The organism is Variovorax sp. LjRoot84, assembly GCF_964254305.1.
Taxonomy (GTDB): Bacteria; Pseudomonadota; Gammaproteobacteria; order Burkholderiales; family Burkholderiaceae_C; genus Variovorax.
This window is the reverse complement of the sequence record NZ_CAXUTE020000001.1, coordinates 4,429,737-4,452,398: the sequence shown is the minus strand read 5'-3', so window position 1 is coordinate 4,452,398 and position 22,662 is coordinate 4,429,737. Positions and strand designations below refer to the sequence as shown.

The following is a 22,662-nucleotide window of genomic DNA, read 5'->3' as shown; positions in this document are numbered from 1 at the left end:
GCGTGCAAGGAACCCGGCGCCTCAGTAGCTCAGTACCGGCCATCGCACTGGCGCACGGGGTTCGCTTTCGGAGGTGAGGCTACGGATTCAGGGATTCAGGGATTCAGGGATTCAAGGAGGGGGGCGGCGGACTTCGAAGCACCTCCACCTTGGCCTAACCTTCCATGCGGCTAAGATTTAGACACCACCACATGGAGACATTGCATGACGCTGGATGAATACACGGAAGCTGCGAAGAAAATCTATGCGGAGCAGCAGGACCTCGCTCAGTCGATGTCGCGGCTCGCGCTCTCGGCCAGAGCTGTGCCGACCAACCCGGAATTCTTAGCTCTCATGACGAAGCAATGGGGGCTGGTGCAGCAAATGGCCTCGCTGAACACGGAGCTGATGGTCGGCATCATGGTCCCCAAAAAATAAGAGGCAGGCCGATTGCCGGCTGCGGCAGCAGCGCCGACGGGGCCACGGTTTTTTGGCGTCAGAGCCCTCCGCCTTTCTCAGCCCATGACTGAACTTATACCTCATCATGCGATGCCAAGGTATAAGCTAGGCCGCAATCGCCATCCGCACGAAGACGACTATCAGAAAAAAGCACTTCCGGGCGCGAGCACAGCGTCTGGGCCCACCTCGTTCAGCCGCCGCGCAGTGGCAGCGAGTCACGCACGACGAAGTACTTGTCGCCTGAAAAGCGCAGGTACCCCTTGGCGACAAGATGCTCAAGGAAGCGAAGCACTTCCGAAATGATGCCGGTCATCGACTCGCCTGGGCTTGCGTCGAAACGCGCCCAGGTCCAGGCGTTCACCGTTGCTGCAGAGAAGCCGTAATCGCGCCTTCGCGCGTCCCCGAGGGTGCCAAGAACAAATTCTTGGAAGAGGGCACCTTGCCAAAGGGGCGCTGGCGCATTGACGGCCGGCCGTGAGTTGGGCTTCACCGTTGTGAACAGGTCGGGCCAGGCGTCCGGCGGCGCGCCCAATGCGGCCTGGAGCTCGGCGAGCTTCTGCTCGGGCGTCAACGCACGGTGGCGCTCGTGCTCCTTTCGGATGGCGAGGCGCTCCGCGTCCAGCATGCTGAGGTCGGTGCCCGTACGCATATAGACCGGCGGTCCGGCGCCTCTGAACGGTGCCGGTGCGGGTGTGGGCGTGGGCGTGGGCCGCAATGCGTGGAGCTCGGCCAGGAGCTGTCGCTCGAGCGCTGCCGCCTCCGGGTGATGGAGCCACTCCCGATTCGCGGGGCTGTCACAGATTTCCTTTGCCAGCTCGTCCAGCTTGAGGGCTTTGCCGACAAGAGGGCGCAGGTCGACCTCCACCGCGGGAATGTTCGCTTCGCGGTAGGCGGCGAGCTTCTGCGCATTCGTCTTGGCGGTGATTCGGAACTCCACAACGCCCGCTAAGCCGTCCGCACGGATGCCGTAGGCGTCGGCGCGATGACCTGCGACGGCGCGCTCCAACTGAACAGCCTCGAAGTCCCATCGAGCCTGCGGCTGACGGAAAGTCTTCTGCCGGGGCCTGCCAAACCGAGGCTCATCCGTTGCGGTCACCACGAGCGCGGGCACCTCGATGCGCCGATGGGTCTGAAGAACTTGTTTTGCGGCCAAGAGTAGGGCGGCCATCTGCCCGTTCTTGCAGTTGTTGTTGCCTACGTGGCTGAAGTGATGAACGAGGATGTCACCCTGCCTTGCCATCAAGGGAAGTCTGCACCCGGGGCACACGCAGTTGCATGCCAGGCCCCGCTCGGCCGTGAACGGGTCGATGAGCGAACCGTCGGGGCGAAGTCCGAAGGGGATGTGTTGGCCGACGCTCATGGTCGAAGTCTATTCGGCCCGAATGCGGTTGTGCGTTGGGACTGCCACAGGGCCTCTGGGGCAAATTCCGCACTGGCTTGATTTGGGCCGTGACCTCGGGCGACTCCTGTCCCGGCCTTCGGATGAGCACGATTCGCTAAGCTGTTGACCCAAACCTAGGAGCGACAAAATGCCAGCCACCCTACGTGCCTTGAAGGGCGACATCACCACCTTGAAGGTTGATGCCATCGTCAACGCCGCGAACTCCAGCCTTCTGGGTGGCGGTGGGGTCGACGGAGCAATCCATCGTGCGGCTGGCCCGGACCTCGTGCACGAGTGCCGCCTCTTGGGCGGCTGCAGGACTGGTGACGCCAAACTCACCGGCGGATATCGCCTTCCAGCCAGGTTCGTGATTCACACTGTCGGTCCAGTTTGGCGCGGAGGCATTCAAGGCGAGCCCGAACTGCTTGCATCTTGCTATCGACGGGCGCTCGAACTCGCCCGCGACGCCGGCGCACGCACGGTTGCCTTTCCCTCCGTCAGCACCGGCATCTACGGTTACCCAATCGAGGACGCAGCTCAGGTCGCAGTCCACGCGGTGAGGGCGGTGGTTGAGGGCAAGGACGATTTTGAAGAAGTAGTTTTCCGCTGCTTCTCAGACGGCGATTTGGTCGTATATGAACGGGTGCTGGCAAGCGACGTTTGACTCTCCGCGGTTGATGCCTGGAGACGAGGGAAGCCGGCCGAGAACGAGGGTTACAAGCTGGCTTTGTAGGGCTGCGCGGAGTAGGGTTTGCCTATGCGCCGCATCCTGCGGGGCGAAGAGGAAGCATGGAACAAGGTGCCGAGGTCAGAAGCATCGAGCGCGATGGATGGCACATCTCGATTCGTATGGCGCCGCTCAACGCCGAGGGCTTGCTCTGGGGCTCTGTCGACGTGGCGTGCCAGGGTGAGCACATGTGCCGTCTGGCCATAGCTCACGGCTTTGCAACCGAGGACGAATTGATTGCGGAATTTGAAGTCAAGGCGAGCAACTGGATTGAAGACTGGCTCGCGCGACCTGCGACAGAATCTGGGAACCTCTTGCGGTCTCGGGGTCGCGGTCGAGCCGGAGGCGTCGGCCATGGCCCGGGTCAACATCGCGAAGGAAGCCGTTGCGGGACCGACGGGGCCCTCTGACCACGGCCCGCGCGCAGAAAGTGAGTTCGGGGGGGCTATTTCCGCGATGTCGGTCTGCAATCCGCGCGCCAGAGCAGCTCGGCCGACCCGCAGTACAGTGTGGATGCCCCTATATGCCCAGCGATGTGAATTCGCGTGTCGCTTGCTGCAGGCAGCTGCGGCCAACGTGCGCGGGAGGTGCTTGATGACCGAAATGGTTGTACATGTGAGAGGTTCAACCCCCGAACAGCAGGCGCGCGGAGTGGCGGCAGCCCAGGAAGTATTCAAGCGCGCCGGCGTAGACCCCTGGGACACTGCCAAGGCCCATTTCAAGCGAGCCGGCGAATGTCTTGCGCTGTCCGACGCCGAAGATTGCCTCTCGGAGGAGGAAGGTCGGCTGGCGCACCTCTTTGACGAGGCCGAAGAAGCTGCTCTGGCAGCATGCTGCGAGGGACGGGATGCAGTTCCCCCGGATTCGTACTTCCAACTGCTCAGGCCACCCGGCGGATAACCTTGGCTCCGGCGTGCCCTCCAAATTTCTGAGGTTGCCAGCGAGCCGTCTATTCCTGGCTCTATGGCCAGGTGGAGGTGAACTGGACGCCGTCGCGAAGGTGCAGCAGTCACTGCCTTGGCCCGCTACTGCGCGCCTAACGCCGCGAGAGAACATCCACATCACGCTGCACTTCATTGGGCAGATGCCTCGAGGCCGACTCCCGGAGCTCATCGGCGCGTTTGCAGTCGCCTCTCGACCGGTCCAGCTCACCTTTGACCGCACCGAACTCTGGGGCCGAGGCCTCGTGGCGCTCACCGCGAGTCACACGCCTGCAGCGCTCCTCGACCTGCATGCGGCGCTGAGCGAAACGCTCGTTCGCAGCGGACTGCCCGTGGATTCTCGGCCGTACCTTCCGCACATAACGCTTGCGCGCAATGCGGGCAGATCTGCTTCATTCCTGATGCGAGCGCCTGAACCATTGGAGGTGAAGTGGCGCACCTCGGGTCACGTCTTTGTGGAGTCGGCGGGAGGCCGCTACAACGTCATTTCGCGCTATTGATGCGCGAGCTACGCGCGCTGAGCGCACGGTCCTTCATCTGCACCTGAGGGCAAACTGACGGTCTCTTGCATGCTTGCGTTCGCCGCGTAGCCTGTCCTGCTGGTAGCCGTTGAGCGGCTGCCGAGCAGCTGCATCCAACGATGCGATCAGCGATTCAAGTTGGCTGCATTCGAAAACGGTGCTGTCAACATTCATCGCCACGCGCCGCTCGTGGGCCACAAGCTCCTGAGCGGCAACCCGGTTCTCCCGCATTGATACCTCTCGAGCCCGAGAACTCATGCCGTCCGCCAGATTGATATCAGGCCGAACCTCCACCAGGGTAGCGCGTGCGCCTGCGGGGCACGCGACGTCGGAGTACGTTGCTTGGCCCGTGGTTGTCACGCACCTCGTGACGTGCTGGATGCGAGGCGATGGCCCTTCCCGCGACGCGGAGGTGCTCGGCGAAGGAGGCACTGTCGCTGGAGCGACGGCACCAGGCCTCAGGGGAGTAGGCGCGCCTTGCCGCGCTTCGGTCCGGACTTTGGATACGAAGGTCAGCCATCCCTGTGACCAAGCGAATCCGACGAGCGCGGCCGCCAGCACAAGCGCCAAGTGCAGAACCCGATTCGACGATTTCGCGGGGCGTAGACCGCGTTCCCAAGGCGTTAGAGGCTCTCGGCGGCCGTTCATCAGCGAGTCGAATAGGGCGTGGGGGCGCATGGCCTTGTGAATGTCTGCGACCGTCAGGTTCTGCGACATCGGAAGGCAAGACTCAGGCGCGCGCTTTCGTGAAGTTGTTCACGGTTAGATTGCGAGAGGCAGGTGAGACATCAACCGGCTGAACCTCTTACATCGCGGGCCTGCAGCGACGGAGTACCATCGCGCTCCGAAGGAAATGGTTATGGATAGAAACGATAACGCCATGCGCGCTCAGATCCCAAGTGGCGTCCGCGTTGCGCGCGATGCGGGGCAGGCGCAGATCGCTGTCGTTATCGTGGCGCCGCCGAGCACCGCAAACCTGCGATGAGCAACGGCATGAAGGTGCGCGGCACCGTCGAGATGGTTGCCGCCATGCTGATTTCGGGAACCATCGGCTGGTTCGTCATCTACACCGGGCAGCCTGTAGTCCAGCTGTTGTTCTGGCGGTGTGTCTTCGGTGCCGCCACACTGCTCATCGTCTGTTTCCTCACGAGAACGCTGGTCGGCACGCTGACGCTCAAGCAAGTCGGCTGGGCCGTGCTCGGCGGTGCGGCCATCGTCCTGAATTGGCTGCTGATCTTCGAATCGTTCTCTCGCGCATCGATCTCGGTTGCCATCGCGGTCTATAACACCCAGCCATTTATCCTCGTCGGACTGGGCGCGCTCTTCTTCTCGGAGCGCATCACCGCCACCAAGCTCGCTTGGCTTGGCATTGCCTTCGCGGGCGTACTGCTCATTGTCTATGCCAGCCCTACAGCGGCAGCGTACGCCGCCCCTGCAAGCGCCTATATCGTCGGCGTCCTGATGGCGCTCGGCGCTGCATTCTTCTATGCCGTCGCTGCGATTGCGACCAAGAAGCTGGGCACCACACCGCCGCACCTCATCGCGTTGATTCATGTCTGCCTCGGCACCTTGATGATCGCGCCTTTCGCGGACTTTACGAATCTTCCGACCGACCATCGGGCCTGGCGCGATTACGTGGTGATGGGCGTCGTGTACACCGGCTGGTCTTCGCTCTACTGTATGGCGCGATCCAGAAACTGCCGACGCACTCGGTGGGAGCACTTTCCTTCCTCTATCCAATCTTCGCCATGGTGGTGGACTTCGTGGCCTTCGACCATCGGCTCAAGCCGTTGCAACTCGTTGGCTCGGCGGCCATCCTGATCGCGGCTGCCGGAATCACCCTGGGCTGGTCCTTGCGCCGCGAGACAACTTCTCAGGTCTGACACGGGCGCCAAGGCTCTCCGTCCCAGGAAAGATCCTTCTGAGCCCAACTAGTTGGCGCTCTGCTCCCAGGGCATTCGTGAGAACGCGGCCGTCGCGATCGACACGGGATGCGCGGCGCTAGTTTGGGCATTTATTAGCAGTCACCTGCCATCCGAAACTGCGCGGGCGGGCGTCGTTCGGGCATTTGCGCCGGCGACCTAAAGCTCGAGGAGCTTGGCGAGCCGCATGCCACCTGGATCGCCGTTTGGGCATTTATTAGCTCAGAACACGACGATTTGTTCTAGGTCAATAAATGCCTGAACAGGTCAATAAATGCGCAAACAGTCGGGGCCCGGACCTAGCCGGCCTGAGGCGAGAGCAGCGAACATGACGATGAGCCGCGTCATGGACATCGAAAGTAGTCGGAGGTCGGACGGGACCAGCGCTGTGCCGAGTCACTTGCTGCAGGCCGGGGGCACGCTGTCGTTTAACCGTATGCCTGCTTCCGGCCAGAAGATGCTATGTGGGACTCCCCGGGCAAGACCCGTTGAGCTAGAACGGAACTTCCCAACCTCTTTGTAGCGAAGGAGACGGAAATGTCGACAACCCAGACAGCCCCACAAGTCAAGGATACGGCGATCGCGGGCGAGTTGTACATGAGCTTCGAGCTCGGCGACAAGTCCTGGAAGGTGACGACGAGCGATGGCCACCGCGGCCCGAGCCGGTACAACGTGGATGCGGGCGACACGGCCGCAGTTGCGCACTGCATAGGCAAGGTCTTGGAGCGCTGCAAGCTCGAGCCGCAGGCCAAGGTGCACTCCTGCTATGAAGCCGGCCGCGACGGCTGGTGGCTGCACCGCTGGCTGATCGAGCAGGGCATCGACAACATCGTGGTCGACTCCTCCAGCATCGAGGTGAACCGGCACGCCAGGCGGGCCAAGACCGACCGGATCGATGGCGACAAGCTGTTGGCGATGCTACTGCGCCATCACCGCGGCGAGCGTGTGTGGTCGGTGCTGCATGAGCCCACGCCCGAGGACGAAGACGCGCGCCGCACGCACCGCGAATTCGCCCGGCTGACGCAGGAGCGCACTGCCCACACGAACCGCATCGGCTCGCTGCTGGTGCTGCACAACCTGCGCCCGCACGTCATCATCGGCGGACGCGACTGGGCGCGCTGGTGGGAACGCCATGGCGAGCAGGTGCCGCCTGTCTTGCGCGCCGAGATCGAGCGCGAGAGCGCGCGGCTTGCGTTGGTCAAGCAGCAGATGAAGGCGATGGAGGCCGAGCGACGCCAGGAACTGGCCGATGGCAAGCAGCCGCAGGTGGCACAACTGGCCCAGCTGCGCGCCATCGGGCCCAAGGGTGCCTGGGTGCTGGTCAAGGAGGTGTATGGCTGGCGGCGCTTCGCCAACCGGCGTGAACTGGCCGGCTGCCTGGGGTTGGCACCTACGCCCTATGCGAGCGGCGACAGCCAGATCGAGCAAGGCATCAGCAAGGCCGGCAACAAGCGAGCGCGCACGATGCTGGTCGAACTCGCCTGGAGCTGGCTGCGCCTGCAACCCGACAGCGCCTTGACCCAGTGGTTCAACCGGCGCTTCGCTGGTGGCGGCAAGCGCATGCGTAGGGTGGGCATCATCGCCTTGGCGAGGAGGCTGGCGATCGCGCTGTGGCGCTATCTGCAGTACGGCGAGATCCCGGTCGGAGCCTCGCTCAAGCCGGCCGCTGCCTGAAGTCCCGAGCAGCCTTGTTCCAACGCACGGTGGCCAAGGAACGCATCATCATGATCAAAGGTCGACGCGCCCGAAACGACTGCGGGTCACTGCAAAGAAGTGACCGTTCCCAAAGAAGGGGCGCGCCGGTAACCGGGGTTTGCCGGTGCGCTTCGCGCGCATGCAGCATGAGGTGCAAGGCGTTCACGCCCTGCACGGATAGAAGTTCGTCCGAGCACTGGCTCGAACGCTCGCCATACCCCGACCTCGAATCAGGGATGCATCACCGGGTGCCGCGCCACTGCCTCACCCGCTCAGCAACACCTGGGGGGCCGCCATGAAATGCCGCTTCGATACGTTGATCAAAAAGGCTTGACAAAAGAGTCCCCATAGAAGCAGTCGTTTGAGCCAAACCTCCAAAAGAGAAAAATGTCAGTTCCGCTTCCTACTTTTGCCTATCACCCTGACCCATTGGCCACAGGCATGGTTGTGCCGAAGGCGACGGTCTGCGCGAGTTGCAAGAGGGCGCGCGGGCTTGTTTACGTTGGACCGGTCTATTCGACCCAACCACAGGAACCCGTTCTGTGCCCATGGTGCATCGCGGATGGCTCCGCTCACGTGAATCTTGGCGCGAGCTTCGCGGATGCGCACCCGCTGCTGCAAGCTGGCATCGCGGCTGAGATTGTCGAGGAGGTGAACCTTCGGACTCCTGGCTACGAGTCCTGGCAGCAGGAGCAGTGGCTTGCGCACTGCAACGATGCATGCGAATTTCATGGAGATGCATCGAGCGAAGATGTAAAGAGTGCATCTCAGGAAACAAAGAGCCATTGGCTTGCAGAGTACAGGCAAGACGAGAAGGGCTGGCTCTTCGCTACTGAGGGCTATCGGCCCGGCGGCGATTCGGCGCTCTACAAGTTCGTCTGCCGGCATTGCAAGGCAGTCCTGTTCGGCTGGGACTTGTGCTGACGGCTTTGGTCAGGGCGTGTGCCCATCGCGACCGGCTTCAGTCGGCCAAGACCGGACGGTCGGCGTCCTGTCAGAATCCTCAAAAACTCGGCTTCAATCGATGTACGAACATACATGGCTGCGGGAGCAAACCCGGGCGACCCGTGCTCTGGTCAAGTTCATCAGTGACCATCAGGGTGTGCCAGATGCCGACCTTGGATTTTGCTTGGTTGCCCTCGAAGCCAAGAACCTGGAGCAGGCTGTCCGCCATGCGCAGCGCGTAAAGCCAGCCGGCATGGGCGGCATCACTGACTGGTTCCCACCTGTGATGTTCGCAAACGAGAACGAGGAGTACGTCACCGAAGTCCTCGTTGCCCTGGTCAACCACTGGGCTCGCCTTATGAGCCTGTCGTTCAAGACATCCGCCGGCTGACGGCCAGAAGCGGACCTTCGATGCGCCAACCTGATTCCACATCCAGTGCACTCCTCAACGTTTTTCTCCCTCGTATCAAACGGTTCGCCAGTGCGGCACGGAGAGCACGATGCGGTGGTTCCCTGGTGGAGCTTTACGAAAGCAGTGCTATCGGCAGTGTCCCTGTCACTGGTGCGTGATGGGTTGGTTCGACTCGATGACGCAGTCCTTGAAGGTCCGTTCACGCTGCGTCAGCTGCTGAGACATGAAGCCGGGCTGGCTGACTATGGCGAGCTTGTCGAATACCACGCTGCCGTTGCTCGCGGCGAGGCGCCCTGGCCGGCGGATGAAATGGTGCAACGCCTCGATGCTACGAGGTTGCGTTATGCGCCTGGAGCCGGTTGGCGGTATTCGAACGTCGGCTACATGTACGTAGCGAGGCTTATCGAACGTGTGACAGGACTCGCGCTTGAGGAAGCGCTGAAGCAACGAGCGTTGGCGCCGCTGGGCTTGTCGCGAGTTCGCGCCGCAAAGACGCGAGCTGACTTGGATGGCGTGTGTCTGGGGGCCGCATCCACTTATGACCCTGGATGGGTTTATCACGGCTTGCTTGTCGGCCCTCTCTCGGACGCAGCCCTTTTTCTAGACCGCCTGCTGGCTGGACACCTCCTGCCTGATTCGCTGCTGCAGGAGATGCAAGCAGCACGCCCCCTCGGCGGACCTCTTCCTGGGCGCCCTTGGACTTCGCCGGGATATGGCCTCGGCCTGATGCAAGGCGTGGTGGATACGGGTCTGACCTTGTGCGGACACACCGGAGCTGGGCCGGGCAGCGTAGTGGCCGTCTACCGCAGCGCCTATGGTGTTGACACGGCGAGCTGCGCCGTCTTTCGTGAGGGCTCCGGCGAAGGCTTTGCTGAAGGCGAGGTCGTTAATCGCCTGTCGGCAACCCTGAAGCCTGAGAAGTCTGGCGATTGATGATGCGGGCTCTGAGGGTCTGGTTTCAGGAAGTGCATAAGACAGCTTCCGGCCCGAAGCTCCGATCCGCCGACCGGCTACAGTCGGCCAAGACCCGACGTTCAGTTCGGACGCACGGTGGGAAGAAGTCCAGACTCCGCCAGTACCGTGTTCGAGCGCAGGACATTGACGTACAGAAGCTCATCGAAGTGAGCGAGCCACTCTCCAAAGCCGTGATGCGCTGCCAATGCCTTCTCCAACCGGACCGGCGCGACGCCTTTTCGGTACTGAAGTCTTTCCGCGACATTGGCCGAGATTGGGATGCGGAGCTTGCGGTCGAATGACTCGGCGATGGTGCCATCAGGCTCCTCCACCTTGTAGATGGGCTGACTGAATGCCGCGCTGTCGGTCCCACGTCGGAGGATAGGCCAGTCGCCGACAAACAGCTTTGCATCGAGCGAGGAGGACGCCAGCAGCGGTGTTAGTACGGCGGTGTTGACGACGGCTGCCTGTGGGCTTGGGACCGTCTCGGCGAAGAGCACGATGTAGAGCTCCGAACGCCAATCCGCCGCGATGACGCCCAGGCCGAAGGCGGCGTCGTTGAGGGGAACGCAGAAGAGGTCTCCCGTCTTTACTCGAACGCCCATCAGTGCTTCCCCAGCCCGTCTTCTGCCAACATCGGCCGCCGAATCCTACCTGCCTGCGGCATGCGACGACCGCTTTCGAGCGGACGCCATGACCGCAAGGGACCTTGCCGGATACCGCCGCGAAGCGCGTGCACACCCACTCGACGTAAGGCAGGATGCGGCCACAACCGGACCTTGGTGACATGACCTCAAGACCATCATCCTCAACGCACGTCGTGCACATCAGCTCGGCCGGACGTCGTCCTGCGTACTGGAAACTCGCGGCGCATCTGTGGGGAGCCGGCTGCAACATCGACTCCGACGGGAACAGTCAAACACCGGACGACGAGGAGTGGACCGAACTGACACTGTCCCTTCGCGGCGCGCCCGGGCAGCATGTCACTGTTGACCCAATCCCTGGGGAGGCCTCAACTTTGGCGGTACGGTCTGCCGACCCAACCTTGGCCGAGAAGGTTGCGGCATTCCTCAGTGACAGCCGCGGGTAGCCAGCGGCTACAGTCGGCCAGGAACGGACGTTCAAAGCCGAGCTTCAGTGAGCCAAGAAATGACAAAAAACGAAGTTACCCAGAGCCTCGCGAGCATCGCATCCGACCAGCACCTTGCCGACCTTGGCGATGACCTCGTTCAAAGCTGGCTCAGTGCAAATGTGGGCGTCGCCGCTGTTGAGCCGGTCTTGCGCTTCATGGAAGCTCACAGCGACTGGGACTTAGGCACGCCTGGACCGTTGGTTCACTTCGTTGAACGGTTTCATGGCCAAGGCTACGAAGGTGAGCTGATTGCTTCGGTCGAAAGGAAACCCACCGCCCACACCTTGTGGATGCTGAACCGCCTCATCAATGGCGAGCGAGACGGACAACGGAAGGCACGCCTGCTCGGGTTGCTGTCGGCCGCCGCTACCGCGCCGAATGCCGAGCCGGAAGCAGTCGATGCAGCTCGGGAGTTCCACGCGTTCCAGGTTTCGGCAAACTGACCACAGGCAGGACTCGGCCAAAACCAGTCGTTCGGTTTTGACGTCAAATTGCACACAATCGCCTTTTCATGGCGTGCGCTGGATCTGAGCCTGGGGTCGCGTGCGCCTGTCAGTTGTGGGCGTGGCCGGACTCCTCATCGGCTGTGGGCTCGGTTAGGCTCCCCCAGGCGTTGACCAACTGTTGAATGATCTCGGCGACCACCTTGCAGGCAGGGGAAAGCTTCCCCTGCTTAGGGAACGCCAGAGTCACGTGGCGAAAGAGATCCGGCTTGACGAGCTTGCTGGCTTGAAGACGGCCCCGTTGAAGTTCCTCGGCAATCGAATACGGCCCCATCATTGAATAGAGCCCAGTCGTGCTCGCCACGAGTTCCTTCTGCATCGTCAACGAATCAACTTCGGCGATAGGCGTCAGAGTGAACCCCAAGCTCCGAGCTGCTTCGTCAAGCGCATTGCGCCAGTGACTGGGACGGCGAGGTAGCACGAGGCGCAGACCCGACAGGCGCGAGAAGTTCACCGTGGGTTCTTTCGTGAGCTCGTCGCCCGGTGCAGCGATCAGATAGGTATGCGCAACGCTCAGCAGTTTTTCTTCGTGGCCGCTTGGGCGATTGAATCGAAAGAGGATCGCCATGTCGACGGCGCCGCTATCGAGCATCGCGTTGAGTTCAGTGCCCTGAGCCTCGGCGATGTTGAGGCGGATGCCCGGGTGCTCGACCTGCAGGCGTTGAAAAAGCCGAGTCATCAGCGGATGCGCTGCGGACGGGATGACGCCCAGGCGGACCTCCCCAAGCAGTTTGCCCGATTCCTCGCGAAGCTCCTGAGCCAGCCGGTCTGTCTCCAGCAGCCAGGAACGTAACCGCACCGCAGCGCGCTCGCCCAACTCGGTCGGCGCGACACCCCTACCCGTTCGCCGGAAAAGCGGTCCGCCAAAGGTCGCCTCGAAGTCACTGATCTGGCGGCTGATGTGCGACTGCACCGTCTGGCGGCGGGCCGCAACCTTGCTCAGGCTGCCAGCCTCCAGCACCTCCAGGAAGAGCTTGACGGTCGCGACGTTCATAGGGGTTACCCGCGTGGGCCATGCCAAATCTGGCAAGTCTGATTGCTCTGAATTCTATCTATGCGAAGAGCTTCTGGATTTTTACAGTCCCTGTACCCGCTGCGAACTGATCATTTCGAGCAACCAACGCAGTGATGAATCCAAGGAGACCCATTTGAAACTCGCCAGCTTCATACACGCCGGGCAGGCCACCTACGGAGTGGTCCAGGAAGAGCGCTACCAACTGCCGCCGGCCGACTTCCTCGGCCGCTACCCGGACCTGGTGTCGGTGCTGCGGGCCGACGCCTTGCGCGAACTCGAGCAGGCGGCGGCGGCAAGCGGGAACTCCGTGCAGGCGAGCGCGGTGCACGCGCTCCCGGTGATTCCCAACCCACCCAAGCTGATCTGCGTGGGCTTGAACTACAAGACCCACGTCGCCGAGACCAAGCGCGGCGACAGCGAATACCCGTCATTGTTCCTTCGCTTCAACGACACGTTGGCGGCGCACGAAGACGTCGTGCTGCGCCCGGCCTTCTCGGAGCGCTTCGACTGGGAAGGCGAACTGGCCTTCGTGATCGGCAAGGGCGGCCGCCACATCCCGAAGGCGCAGGCCTTCGAGCACATCGCGGGCTATGCCTGCCTGAACGACATCAGCGTACGCGACTGGCAGCGCCACACGCACCAGTTCACGCCGGGCAAGAACTTCCCCGGCACTGCCCCGTTCGGCCCCTACCTGGTGACCCGCGATGAGGTGCCGGACGTCACCAAGCTGACGCTGGAGACGCGGGTCAACGGCAACGTGATGCAGCACGCGAGCATCGACGACCTGATCTTCGACATCCCCGTCCTGGTCGAGTACATCTCGCGCTTCACGCCGCTGTCGCCCGGCGACGTGATCGCCACCGGAACGCCGGGCGGCGTCGGCGACCGCCGCGAACCACCGCTGTACATGAAGGAAGGCGACGTGGTCGAGGTGGAGATCACCGGCCTCGGCATTCTCCGCAACCGCATCGGAACGGCAGCCTGAGCGCCGCGAAACCATGGCAACCAGATCCACACCCAACCTGCGCATCGCGGTCGACATTGGCGGCACCTTCACCGACATGGCCGCCTTCGACGAGTCCACCGGCAAGCTGCTGTTCGGCAAGGCACTTTCGACGCACGGTCAGCTCGTCAATGGCATCCAGGCCACCTTGGACAGCGCCGACATCGATGTGCGCAATGGCCAACTGTTCCTACATGGCTCCACCATCGCCATCAACACGCTGCTGGAGCGCAACGGCGCCAACACCGCGCTGCTGATCACGGAAGGCTTTCGGGACATCTACGAGATCGGCCGCGTGAACCGTCCGGATGCCTACAACCTCTTCTTCAACAAACACCAGCCGTTGGTCAAGCGCTCGCTGCGCTTCGAAGTGGCCGAGCGACTTCGCGCCGACGGCAGCCTGCACAAGCCGCTGGACGAGGGCGCCGTGCGCGAGCTGGCCCGCGAGTTGAAGGGCCAGAACATCGAGGCGGTGGCGGTGCTGCTCCTGCACTCGTATCGCAATCCGGCGCACGAGCAGCGTGTCAAACAGATCCTGCAGGAAGAGCTTCCGAACGCCTTCGTTTCCGCTTCGCACGAGCTTTCGCAGGAATACCGCGAGTTCGAGCGCGTTTCCACCGTCGTGGCCAACGCTTACGTCGGGCCCCGTGTCTCCGAATACCTCGGTCAGCTCGAGACGCACCTTTCCGACAAGGGCTTCGGCGGCGACTTCTACGTCGTGCAGTCGACCGGCGGCCTGTTTCCGATCGAGCATGCACGCGTCGGCTGCGTTCGGATGCTTGAGTCGGGCCCCGCGGCCGGCGTGATCGGTGCGCAGGCCATCTGTGCGCAACTCGGCATGGGTGATGCGATCGCGTTCGACATGGGCGGCACGACGGCCAAGGCGGGCGTGATCAGCAAGGGCCGGCCGCTCACGACAGGCTCGGCGCTGATCGGCGGCTACGAGCGCGCGCTGCCGATCCAGATTCCGATGATGGACATCCACGAGGTCGGCACCGGCGGTGGCTCGATCGCCCGCGTCGAGACCGGAAACGCGCTGCGTGTGGGGCCGCAAAGCGCCGGCTCCATCCCCGGCCCCGTGGCGTATGGCCGCGGCGGCAAGGAGCCGACCGTGACCGACGCCAACCTCGTGCTAGGCCGGCTCGACGCCGACAACTTCCTGGGCGGGGAACTCAAGCTCGACATGGAAGGCTGCAAGCGTCAGATGGCTGAGCGCGTGGCCGGGCCTCTGGGCCTGGACCCAACCGAAGCGGCCGACGGCATCCTGCGCATCGCGGTGACGCAGATGTCGCACGCAGTGAAGGCGGTGACCACCGAACGCGGCCTGGACGCCGGCAGCTTCACCATGGTGGTGTACGGCGGCGCCGGCCCGCTGCACGCCTCGGCGATCGCACGCGAGATCGGCATCCGCAAAGTGCTGATTCCGTACGCGCCAGGCTACTTCTCGGCCTATGGGATGCTGTTCTCCGACCTGCGCTATGACTACGTGCGCTCGGTGTTCCGCAAGCTCAACGACGTCTCCTTCGAGGAAATTGAATCCGCCTACAAGACGATGGAAGACGAAGGCCGCGCCGCGCTGGCGCAGTCCGGCGTGAAGGCGGACGGGGTTGTGATCGAGCGCGCCGCCGACATGCGCTACGTGGGCCAGGAGCACGCGGTGACGGTCGACCTTCCGATGGCGTTCTTCGAGGGCAAGGACCGATCGGCGATCAAGCAGCAATTCGACGAACTGCACAAGGTGCGCTACGGCACTTCGGCACCGAAAGAACCGGCCGACCTCGTGAGCTTGCGCGTCACCGTGCTTGGCATCATGAAGAAGCCGCCCAAGCACCGCGTGGACGAGGGTTCGTCCAAGCCCGAGAAAGCGGCGGTGCGCACCGTCAAGCCGGTGTACTTCCGCTCCGGCGGCTGGGCCGACACGCCCGTCTACAAGCGCGACCTGCTGCGCTCGGGCAACGTTGTTAGCGGCCCGGCGCTGATCGAGGAGCACGCCTCCACCACCGTGATGCAACCAGGCGATGAGATGCGCGTGGACGAACTCGGCAACCTTCAAATTTCCATCGGGAGCGACCGGTCATGAGCAGCACTCTTAAAACCCAAGCGGCCGCGGTTGACCCGGTCACCGTTGAGATCATCCGCAACGGCCTGTACGCCGTGACGGAGGAGATGAAAACCAACCTCACGCGCACGGCCTACAACCTGATCATCTACGAGGCGCTGGACTTCACCGTCGGGCTCTTCACCAAGGAGGGCGACACGGTCTCGATCGGCCTGGGCCTGCCGATGTTCATTCGAGGCATGTCCGAGACGGTGAAGGCCAAGATCAGGCACTTCGGCTACGAGAACATCCTGCCAGGCGACATCCTGGTCACAAACGATGCCTATACCACCGGCAGCCATCTGAACCACTTCACGTTCACGATGCCGGTGTTCCACGAGGGCAAGCTCGAAGGATTCACCTGCTGCATGGCGCACTGGCTCGACGTGGGCGGCACGCTCGGCAACGTGACCACCGACATCTTCAGCGAGGGGATCCAGATTCCCATCATGAAGTACCAACGCGAAAGCGTGGTCAACCAGGACCTGATCGACATCATCGCGATGAACGTGCGGCTGGCCGATCGGGCGTTGGGGGACCTGCGCGCTCAGATCACGGCCATCACCACAGGCGAGCGCCGCTACGCGGAGCTTCTGCAGCGCTATGGCGTGGATGCAGTGAACGGCTCGATCCGCCAGATCATGGATTCTTCGGAGGCCGTGGCGCGCAAGAACACCCTGTCAATTCCCGATGGCGTGTATGAGGCGGAGTCCTTCATGGACGACGACGGACTCGAGATTGGCAAGCGCATCCCGATCCGCGTCAAGGTGACCGTCACCGGTGAAGAGATGACGGTGGACTTGTCCGACGTCAGCAAGCAAGTCCGCGGCTTCTACAACTCGGGCTTCACGACCGGCATCGCCTGCGCGCAGGTGGCCTACAAGTGCCTGACCACGCCGACCGACTACCCGGTCAACGACGGAAGCTTCCGCTCGCTGAAGGTGATCATGCCGATGGGCACGGTGATCAGTGCCGAGCGGCCGTATCCGATGCGGGTGTGGATGACCTTTCCGATGACGGTGATCGACACCATCTTCAAAGCGCTGGCGCCAGCCATCCCAGACCGCTCGATCGCAGGTCACCACGCCGACCTGGTGTTTCCCAACATCCACGGCATTTCCCCGGAGGACGGGCGACTCTTCATCGTCGGCATCGGACCGCTGGGCGGAGGATGGGGCGCCAAGTCGACGGAAGACGGCGTCTCGGTCACGGTCTGCATCAACGACGGCGACACCCACAACAGTCCGACCGAGCAGCTCGAGGCCAAGTACCCGGTGCTGGTCGAGAAGTACCAGATTCGCCAGGACAGTGCCGGCGCCGGTCAGTACCGCGGTGGTCTGGGCGCGGAGATGGTGGTGCAGGCGCTGTCGCCTTTCACCGTCACCACCCGCATCGATCGCGTCCACTGCAAGCCATGGGGCCTGGAAGGTGGCGGGGACGCCATGGGCAACGGCCTCGCCGTGCGTCACAAGGGTGAGTGGAAGACCGACCACCTGAACGCAAAGATCTTCAACGTGCGGCTGGAGCGCGGCGACGCCTACAAGATGCTGTCGGGCGGCGGTGGCGGCTTCGGCGATCCGCTTGCACGCGACATGGACCTGGTCGCAGAGGACGTGCGCGAGGGCTACGTCAGCAGTGACGTGGCACGTCAGGTCTATTGCGTCGCCCTGGACTCCAAGGGGCAGGTCGACCAAGAGGCCACCCGCACGCTTCGCAAGGCACCGAAAGCCTCGCGCAATGGTGCCTCCCTCGACGTCGCCTGGGACGGACAGTGAGCCTCGCCATGGCCGATGACGTGTCGCAGCGCGCCTCCAGGCTCTCACGCCTGTGGAGCGAACTTGCGATGCGTCACGTTGCACTCGGCTCCAGTTGCGGCTGCGGCGCCGGCGGCGTGAGCCTCCAGCTGGTCGACTTCGAGCTGGACATCGTGGAATACCTCGAGGATCAAGGCCTTCGCTCAGGTGTTGTCGAAGTGGAGAAATTCTTCCGGGCACGCCCGACGTCTGAAGCCACCGGTCTCCCGCTTCAGACTCTCTTGGAAGATCTTGAGCGCGACGAGTTTCCCGCCGAGGCGAGCGAATGGGTGCTGACAAGGCTGGAACGAACCTTGAAATCCTTCGCTGAACTTCACGGCCGGCGTCAGCAGGGCGAGTCATGACCGGCCACTTTTCCTCGTTGCTGGGAGCCGACCAGCCCGGGCAGGTGCGCGTCCCTGTGACGGTCCTGACCGGATTCCTTGGCAGCGGCAAGACGACGCTCCTCAACGAGCTGCTGCGCGAGCCTGATCTGCACGGCACCGCAGTCATCGTCAACGAGTTCGGTGAAATCGGTATCGACCACGACCTGATCGCCAACACGACGGAGGACACCATCCTGTTGGCCAACGGCTGCATGTGTTGTGCGGTGCGCGGCGATCTCATCGGTGCGCTGGTGGGTCTCGCGGAACGCGGCGCATCGGGTGGTTCAGCATTGCGCCATGTATTGATCGAGACGAGCGGTCTCGCCGACCCTGCGCCGATCCTCCGGACCGTGATGGGAGAGCCCGCCGTCAAGGATCGCTTCACATTGGCCGGCGTGTGCTGCACCGTCGACGCCGTTCTGGCGCATGGCACGCTCGATCGTTATTCCGAAGCCGCCAGACAGGTCGCCATGGCCGATCACCTTTTTCTCACAAAGGCCGATCTGCTGGGCGAACCGATCTCCCAGGAGTTGCTTGACCGCTTGAGGAGCTTGAACCCGACAGCTGCAGTGCATCAGGAGCGCGGAGAGTACGTGGCGGTGCTGCGGCAGACGATGCAGACACCCGCCAGCGACGCGCGGTCTTTCTCCGCGGAGAGTGGATCCTTCTACAGACCGGTGGCAACCACTGGCGAAGCGGGTGATGCACCCGCCCACTCGGGCGGAATTACTTCATTCGTGATCGCTCGCGACGATCCGTTGCCGCGAGACAGCTTCTTTGCCTGGCTCGACATGGTGATCGCGATGCGGGGCGAAGACCTGCTGCGCGTGAAAGGAATCGTCAACCTGCAGGAGCAGCCGGAACAGCCGCTCGTGTTCCATGGCGTACAGCACCTGTACCAGCCGCCCGAGTCACTGCCGGCCTGGCCAAGCGCGGACAGACGCACCCGGATTGTGTTCATCACCCGAGGCGTCGATGCAGAGTCGATGGACGAGTCGCTGCGCGTCTTCGAGCGGCGACGACGCCCGAGACCGCCCGCTGCCTCTTCACCGGACCCCTCATCTAAATCAACGGAGACTCCATGAAATCACTGAAAGTATTGGTCGCGTGCGCGATGCTCGCGGTCGCGCCCGCATGGGCGCAGACTGGCAAATTCCCTGACCGCTTGATCCGCATCGTCGTTCCTTTTGCTGCGGGAGGCGGTGTAGACAACATCGCGCGCCTGCTGGCCAACCAGCTACACACGCAGCTCGGGGTGTCGGTGATTGTGGAAAACCGTGCCGGCGCGAACGGCGCGCTGGGTGGCAAGGCAGTCCAGACCGCTACCGCCGACGGCTATACGCTGCTGTTCTCCGCAGCCACGCACGTGCTGGCCAAGGAGGTCGTCGCGACGCCGCCTTACGACCCGCAAACGGACTTCTCCCCGATTGCGCGCGTTGCCGAGGCACCGCTGATGCTCGTCATCGCGCCCCAGCTCGAGCCTCGGAAGCTCACGGACGTGCTGGCTGCGGCGAAGAAGGAGCCGGACAAGTGGACAGCGGCCATTCCGGCTGCAGGCGCGCCAAGTCACCTGGCCACGCTGCTTCTGGCGAAGCAGGGCAACGTGAAGTTCACCTATGTGCCTTACAAGGGCACCCAACCTGCGTTGGTGGATGTAGGGGGCGGACACGTGCAGCTCCTGATGGACTCGATGATCTCTGTGCTGCCGTTGGCCAAGGCGGGCCGCGTCCGGCCCATCGCAATCACTTCAGCCAAACGCAGCCCGCTAGCGCCTGACGTTCCGACAGTGCAGGAGAGCGGGCTGCCGGGCTTCACATACGGGTCGTGGTACGGCGTGTGGGCGCCCAAGGGCACACCCGCCGATCGGGTCCAGTTGCTCAACACTGCCATCAACAAATCTATGTCTGAGTTGGGCAAGTCTGGCGCGCTGGCAAGCCTTGGCGTCGAGCCTGTGACTCAGGACGTCGACCAGTTCAAACGCTATGTCGCTGGTTTCGTGTCCCAAAGCGCTGAACTCCTCAAGAGTGCAGGCTTCAAGCCAGAGTGACGACAGACGCCATCGCCACGCTTCATTCATCGAGATCAGAATCATGAACAGAACCATCATCGCGGCAGCGAGCATGCTGTCTTGCGTCACCGCGGCCACCGCCCAATCGTCCGTCACGCTCTTCGGCGTCGTCGATGTCGGCGTTAGCTACTACAGCGCCAAGAGCGAGTTCTACAACAACACGGCTGCACTGGTGCCTCCGCTGCCGAGCGTCACCCGAAGCCAGACGGTGTTGTCCAACAGCGGGCAATCAAACAGCCGTTTGGGCTTTCGCGGCACAGAGGATCTTGGCGGAGGACTCGCCGCCGGCTTCTGGCTCGAAGCAGGTACGACGCCGGATAGCGGAGCAACTGGGGTCGCAAGTTTCAATCGACGGTCGACCGTCAGCTTGTCCGGCCCCTTCGGCGAGATTCGGCTGGGCCGCGACTTCACGCCAACCTTCTGGAACGACTCGGTCTTCAGCCCATTCAGCACGATCGGCGTCGGCGCAAATGTTGTTTCGACTGTAGGGACGAACCTGCAGACGGTAAGAGGTCCTGGGTCGCCCGTGGCCGCTTCCGACAACTACCTTCGCACCAGCAACAGCATCGGCTACTTTCTTCCGCCCAATCTGGGCGGGGTCTATGGACAACTGCAGTACGCACTGCACGAGAACGTCTCGCAGAGCAATATGCCGGGAAGTCCAAGCCACAGGGGGCGCTTTTTTGGGGGGCGGTTGGGCTACGCTGCCGGGCCGCTCGACGTTGCCTTGGCCTATGGGGAAAGCACGGCAGCGGACACCACCGGCATGAACGCCGCTGGATTTCCCACCGGCGTCAATCTGGACGAGAAGATCAAGACCATCAATCTCGGTGCCTCGTACGATTTTGGTTTTATGAAGGTCTTCGGTGAAGTCTCGCAAGTCACGGATCGGGCGTTGTCAACGGCGCCGGCGCCGGTGCTTGGTTCTGTCACGCTTCGTGATTCAGACAAGTACAAGGGCGGGCTTCTGGGCGTCACCGTGCCCGTCGGCCCAGGTCTGATCAAGGCGTCGTACTCGCGCGTCAAGTTCGACAACGACCTGGGCCCATTGGCCACCTCATTTGCGCCGCGACGAGACGCATCGGTGAACAAGCTTGCCGTCGGGTACGACTACAACCTCTCGAAGCGCACGGCGCTGTACGCCACAGTTGCCCGCATTCGGATCAAGGACGGTCAAAACAATCCGGTGATCATGGGGGCGGTGACGGGTGGCGGGGCGTATCTGTCTACAGGTGCAGGAACATCAGGATTGGCACCGCGCAGGTCCACCGGATATGACTTTGGCATCCGGCATGCGTTCTGATGGGACGGGCTGTTCTGACGGCAGGAACTGAAGGAGTCCATCACGTTGTAGGTCGATGAAGCTGAGGCTCGTCCATTGGGTCGTTGGACGGCTGCTTCCAGAATGGCTTTGCGCGCCTCGCGATTGTCGAGGTCGGGTGTCTGCTATCGGCAAAGGCGAAGGCCCGCAATGGGCCCTAAGCCGAAGTTCAGATTTCTCCGAAACTGACGTTCCCGTGATTCGGCACCTTGGGTATCAACTTCCGCGCTCGCTCAGCTGTTTTCCAAGCGACAGGGTCATCTGTCGAGTGACAAGGTTGTACTCAACGGCTTCGAAGCAGGCGTCACGCACAACGGAGGCTACGCCCAGCGTGCGCGAGTGCCGGGTGACTGGCTGATCAAGCTGCCGCCTGCCATCACCACGCGGCACGCGGCCGCCATCGGAACTGCGGGCTTCGCGGCCATGCTTTGCGTGATGGCACTGGAGCGCGGAGGCCTGAGCGGTGGCGACGTGCTGGTCAGGGGCGCGGCCGGCGGCGTAGGCTCCGTCGCCATCGCCATCCTTGCCGCGCGCGGCTTTCGAGTTGCCGCCTCGACTTGCGGTCTGGCGCAGGGCCTGGACCTGACCGGCAGCGTCGCGCCCTTCATTCTCCGCGGTGTCACGCTGGCCGGCGTGGACACGGTCAATGCGCCGATGGCATTGCGCGAGCATGCATGGCGCCGCCTTGCCACCGATCTGGATCCGGGTCTGCTGGAACAGATGACGACGATGATCGGACTCGATGAAGTGTCCGAGCGCGCCAAGCAGGTGCTGAAGGGTGGCGTTCGTGGAAGAACACTGGTAGACCTGAGTACCTAGCAACATCGATGCGGCAGCACTACGCGCCGGGCCAGCGGTCAATGCTCCGCCTTGTATGCGGCCAGAAACGCGTCGGATGCCACCTGATCGGCCAGGGCCCTCAAGCTCGCAGCCGAGGCGGGACCCAAGACGGCCTCCACGCGGTCGTTGGCCGCGGCCCAGCGCACCGCTGCTTCCGAGAGCCTGGCCTTGCCAAGCGGAGTGAGAACGCCGTGTTTGGTCCGCCGGTCCTTGGCGTCCGGACGCAGCTCGACGAACCCATCGCGCACCAGCGGCCTGAGCGCATGGGTCAAGGCCGAAAGCTGGATGGCGAGCCGGGCCGCCAGTTCCTGCAGCGTCGGTCCTTGTCGATCGGCAACCATGAGCTTGTCTATTTCCGCGATGAGCGCGAGCTGCGTGGCTTTGAGGTCCAACGGCGCCAGCGCTTCGTCATACAGCTGGCCGAGCCTGCGAGCCGCGAGGCGCAGTGCGGTGTTCGTGCAGACACGCCCGCCCAGGATGCCCTGCTCGCCTGCGGCGGACTGATCCATGGCCGGCTTGTCCGGGCTGTTTTTCGCGTCGATGAGCTTTGTGTTGATTCCCATGTTC

19 protein-coding genes and 2 pseudogenes are annotated in these 22,662 nt (G+C 62.9%); 17 read left to right on the top strand and 4 right to left on the bottom strand.

Translation table 11 applies throughout. The annotated features are described in order from the left end of the window. Window positions 1-204: 204 nt before the first annotated feature. A complete protein-coding gene (locus ACSQ9I_RS22125) occupies window positions 205-417 on the top strand; it encodes a hypothetical protein (protein ID WP_436314482.1) in 213 nt (70 codons plus the stop codon). Between the two features lie 211 nt (window positions 418-628). Here the strand turns inward: ACSQ9I_RS22125 and ACSQ9I_RS22120 are convergent, their stop codons facing one another. Then, window positions 629-1,798 (bottom strand): hypothetical protein, encoded by a 1,170-nt coding sequence (locus ACSQ9I_RS22120; RefSeq protein WP_436314481.1) that lies wholly within the window; start codon window positions 1,796-1,798, stop codon window positions 629-631. A gap of 169 nt (window positions 1,799-1,967) precedes the next feature. Between ACSQ9I_RS22120 and ACSQ9I_RS22115 the strand changes: the two genes are divergently transcribed. The 7 genes and pseudogenes from ACSQ9I_RS22115 to ACSQ9I_RS22085 all read left to right on the top strand — a co-directional run bounded on the left by ACSQ9I_RS22115 (window position 1,968) and on the right by ACSQ9I_RS22085 (window position 9,915). Beyond that, the gene (locus ACSQ9I_RS22115; protein WP_436314480.1) at window positions 1,968-2,483 is read left to right on the top strand and encodes an O-acetyl-ADP-ribose deacetylase; all 516 of its coding nucleotides are present in this window, start codon (window positions 1,968-1,970) and stop codon (window positions 2,481-2,483) included. Between the two features lie 910 nt (window positions 2,484-3,393). Then, window positions 3,394-3,987, top strand: coding sequence for an RNA 2',3'-cyclic phosphodiesterase (gene thpR, locus ACSQ9I_RS22110; protein WP_436314479.1), 594 nt, complete (start codon window positions 3,394-3,396; stop codon window positions 3,985-3,987). Between the two features lie 1,002 nt (window positions 3,988-4,989). Beyond that, window positions 4,990-5,891: pseudogene (locus tag ACSQ9I_RS22105) on the top strand (DMT family transporter). Between the two features lie 576 nt (window positions 5,892-6,467). Continuing rightward, the gene (locus ACSQ9I_RS22100) at window positions 6,468-7,604 is read left to right on the top strand and encodes an IS110 family transposase (protein WP_436314478.1); all 1,137 of its coding nucleotides are present in this window, start codon (window positions 6,468-6,470) and stop codon (window positions 7,602-7,604) included. Between the two features lie 408 nt (window positions 7,605-8,012). Then, a complete protein-coding gene (locus ACSQ9I_RS22095) occupies window positions 8,013-8,549 on the top strand; it encodes a CbrC family protein (RefSeq protein ID WP_436314477.1) in 537 nt (178 codons plus the stop codon). A gap of 100 nt (window positions 8,550-8,649) precedes the next feature. After that, window positions 8,650-8,961: a hypothetical protein gene (locus ACSQ9I_RS22090; RefSeq protein WP_436314476.1), complete on the top strand. Its 312-nt coding sequence runs from the start codon at window positions 8,650-8,652 to the stop codon at window positions 8,959-8,961. A gap of 45 nt (window positions 8,962-9,006) precedes the next feature. Then, window positions 9,007-9,915 (top strand): serine hydrolase domain-containing protein, encoded by a 909-nt coding sequence (locus tag ACSQ9I_RS22085; RefSeq protein WP_436314475.1) that lies wholly within the window; start codon window positions 9,007-9,009, stop codon window positions 9,913-9,915. Between the two features lie 101 nt (window positions 9,916-10,016). Here ACSQ9I_RS22085 and ACSQ9I_RS22080 read toward each other — a convergent pair whose 3' ends face one another. Then, window positions 10,017-10,541: a hypothetical protein gene (locus tag ACSQ9I_RS22080; RefSeq protein ID WP_436314474.1), complete on the bottom strand. Its 525-nt coding sequence runs from the start codon at window positions 10,539-10,541 to the stop codon at window positions 10,017-10,019. Window positions 10,542-11,085: 544 nt separating this feature from the next. On the opposite strand from ACSQ9I_RS22080, the gene ACSQ9I_RS22075 reads away from it, so the two are divergent. After that, window positions 11,086-11,511, top strand: a complete 426-nt coding sequence (locus ACSQ9I_RS22075; protein WP_436314473.1) for a hypothetical protein — start codon at window positions 11,086-11,088, stop codon at window positions 11,509-11,511. A 109-nt stretch (window positions 11,512-11,620) separates the two neighbouring features. On the opposite strand, the gene ACSQ9I_RS22070 is transcribed toward ACSQ9I_RS22075, so the two are convergent. Further along, entirely contained in the window at window positions 11,621-12,565 is a 945-nt protein-coding gene (locus tag ACSQ9I_RS22070; protein WP_436314472.1) for a LysR family transcriptional regulator, read from the bottom strand. Window positions 12,566-12,719: 154 nt separating this feature from the next. Here ACSQ9I_RS22070 and ACSQ9I_RS22065 point away from each other — a divergent pair, with 154 nt between their 5' ends. The 8 genes and pseudogenes from ACSQ9I_RS22065 to ACSQ9I_RS22030 all read left to right on the top strand — a co-directional run. Continuing rightward, window positions 12,720-13,571: a fumarylacetoacetate hydrolase family protein gene (locus ACSQ9I_RS22065; protein WP_436314471.1), complete on the top strand. Its 852-nt coding sequence runs from the start codon at window positions 12,720-12,722 to the stop codon at window positions 13,569-13,571. Between the two features lie 13 nt (window positions 13,572-13,584). Further along, a complete protein-coding gene (locus ACSQ9I_RS22060) occupies window positions 13,585-15,669 on the top strand; it encodes a hydantoinase/oxoprolinase family protein (RefSeq protein WP_436314470.1) in 2,085 nt (694 codons plus the stop codon). Next, window positions 15,666-17,462, top strand: coding sequence for a hydantoinase B/oxoprolinase family protein (locus ACSQ9I_RS22055; protein WP_436314469.1), 1,797 nt, complete (start codon window positions 15,666-15,668; stop codon window positions 17,460-17,462). The genes ACSQ9I_RS22060 and ACSQ9I_RS22055 overlap by 4 nt, the downstream gene beginning before the upstream one ends. A gap of 8 nt (window positions 17,463-17,470) precedes the next feature. Next, window positions 17,471-17,845 (top strand): hypothetical protein, encoded by a 375-nt coding sequence (locus ACSQ9I_RS22050; protein WP_436314468.1) that lies wholly within the window; start codon window positions 17,471-17,473, stop codon window positions 17,843-17,845. Continuing rightward, window positions 17,842-18,951 carry a CobW family GTP-binding protein gene (locus tag ACSQ9I_RS22045; RefSeq protein ID WP_436314467.1) on the top strand — a complete coding sequence of 370 codons (1,110 nt, stop codon included), beginning with the start codon at window positions 17,842-17,844 and terminating at the stop codon, window positions 18,949-18,951. Before ACSQ9I_RS22050 ends, ACSQ9I_RS22045 begins: the two co-directional genes overlap by 4 nt. Next, window positions 18,948-19,913, top strand: a complete 966-nt coding sequence (locus ACSQ9I_RS22040) for a Bug family tripartite tricarboxylate transporter substrate binding protein (RefSeq protein WP_436314466.1) — start codon at window positions 18,948-18,950, stop codon at window positions 19,911-19,913. Before ACSQ9I_RS22045 ends, ACSQ9I_RS22040 begins: the two co-directional genes overlap by 4 nt. A gap of 43 nt (window positions 19,914-19,956) precedes the next feature. Then, window positions 19,957-21,237, top strand: a complete 1,281-nt coding sequence (locus tag ACSQ9I_RS22035) for a porin (protein ID WP_436314465.1) — start codon at window positions 19,957-19,959, stop codon at window positions 21,235-21,237. A gap of 282 nt (window positions 21,238-21,519) precedes the next feature. Beyond that, window positions 21,520-22,074: pseudogene (locus ACSQ9I_RS22030) on the top strand (oxidoreductase); the annotation flags it as partial. Between the two features lie 38 nt (window positions 22,075-22,112). On the opposite strand, the gene ACSQ9I_RS22025 reads toward ACSQ9I_RS22030, so the two are convergent. Beyond that, a complete protein-coding gene (locus ACSQ9I_RS22025; protein WP_436314464.1) occupies window positions 22,113-22,658 on the bottom strand; it encodes a MarR family winged helix-turn-helix transcriptional regulator in 546 nt (181 codons plus the stop codon). Window positions 22,659-22,662 lie beyond the last annotated feature (4 nt).